Source organism: Marinobacter segnicrescens (genome assembly GCF_900111555.1).
GTDB classification, from domain to species: domain Bacteria; phylum Pseudomonadota; class Gammaproteobacteria; order Pseudomonadales; family Oleiphilaceae; genus Marinobacter; species Marinobacter segnicrescens.
Map to the genome: position 1 here is coordinate 1 of NZ_FOHZ01000066.1, position 1,618 is coordinate 1,618.

Annotated in this window: 2 protein-coding genes; both read right to left on the minus strand. The window is 49.4% G+C overall.

From position 1 onward, the window contains the following. Nucleotides 1–217: transposase (locus tag BM036_RS19580; protein WP_143066679.1), on the minus strand; the 217-nt coding region annotated here is incomplete at its 3' end. A 44-nt stretch (nucleotides 218–261) separates the two neighbouring features. Next, a complete protein-coding gene (locus BM036_RS19585) occupies nucleotides 262–888 on the minus strand; it encodes a hypothetical protein (protein ID WP_091855301.1) in 627 nt (208 codons plus the stop codon). Nucleotides 889–1,618 lie beyond the last annotated feature (730 nt).

The window sequence follows — 1,618 nt, forward strand, 5'->3', positions numbered from 1 at the left end:
CGCTTACAACCTCATCACCGGATTCAATCGCGGACATGCCACCGTCTTTCATCAGCTTCTTCCAACGGAACAACAGACTTGCTGATATACCATGACGCCGGGCTACAAGCGATACCGACATGCCTGGCTGCTCACACTCTGCAACCATGAATGCTTTCTCCTGCGCGGAATACCGGCGACGGCGCTGCACTCCGGTTATGACTTCGATTCTTTCCACCTTGGACACTCCTTTGCACTAGGTCTATGCCTAGGCCTTTGCTTCTACCAAGGTGTCCGGTTTAAATGGGGGCCACTACAGGACGGATGGAAATGAACTTTCCATCTACGACCATTATCGCTGATGGAGGCTCTAAGTGAGTGTGATCCCGCAAAATACACGTCCTTGGGATCCGCGCTTGTTAGCGCGCCGAAGAGAGGGATCGCGACGAAAAAGATGAAAGTTCCAAGGACTGACCAAATGAAAATTGACTCAAAGCCGATGCTTAGATTTGGGAATGCGTAAAAGCGGGCATCTGTGGCAAACGATACGCTGTTTATCAACAAAGTAGTCAGTAAATTGACAGTCGTGATTGGAAAATAACCAAATCCAACCCCAACCGGAATAAGCATCCCAGGAACTTCCGGGGCTTTTCTTGCGATCAGGCTGTCGGCCTTAAACGTCCCATGAAACCTTTTCCACCAGACGACTTGAGCAAGTACCCACAAAATTGTACCTAGCGCAATCGCATAGACATAGCCCGAATTGGGGACTGAAGTCTGCCAAACTTCAGAGTAGGACTTGAAAGCCGGTCCCTGTTGTCCCTGGCCGAGGCAGAACTGATAGCTAGTCAGCAACGCTCCGACGGCTGGCAGGGCAAAAGATAAAGCTCTTAGTGCGTTTTTATTCATGGTGTATTTCGTTCTACCGATTATGGGAATTTCTTTTCGCGTAGCCAGTGTCGGCCTGAACTGTGGTCCTAACTAAGGCAAAGCAGCACTGGATAAGCTGAGGTTTTAGCCTGAAATCATGCGGGATCGTGGTAGCAAGTTCAGTGTGAGCAACGGTCATTTTTGAAGCAGCGAAAACGACATCATGTGACCGACCTTAATCGATGTTCGATGTTTCAAACTGTGCTTAACTGCTTACGAAGCACTGCATTCAGGAAGTCAACATCTTGACTTCAATGGATTTAAAGTCAAATCAGGCCAATCGAGATGATTGCATGGACTGCCCTCCGGAGGCAGAGGTCAGAGGTTCGAATCCTCTCGGGCGGGCCATTTTTATGGCAGATCAACACGTTACAAGCTGCAACCTTTCCCGGTCACACTCAGTCTTCGAAACTGCACTCCCCCAAGTTTAGAATCAAGCAGTGACCTGTGCCCTGCTTTTACAATCGTCCTGTTTGGCAAATGAAATTGACCCTGTATCCACGGTGTGTCCGCACAAATTCGGTAGGAAATTGTGGCGATCGTTCTTCTCCTGTTGAGGAGTTATCGATGCGTGTCTACTGAAGTGGGGGAAGTCCAGGTCCTTCTTGAACAGTTTGTTGAACGAAGCCGCTACGCGGCAGAGGCGCAAATCGTCTGTACTTTCCTGACCCCTTCTATTTCGGAAGGGCCTGTCAGGAGACGCGTCATG

Excerpts from the sequence above, each read along its gene's own strand:
- BM036_RS19585 (WP_091855301.1), bottom strand. The coding sequence starts at position 888 with ATGAATAAAAACGCACTAAGAGCTTTATCTTTTGCCCTGCCAGCCGTC.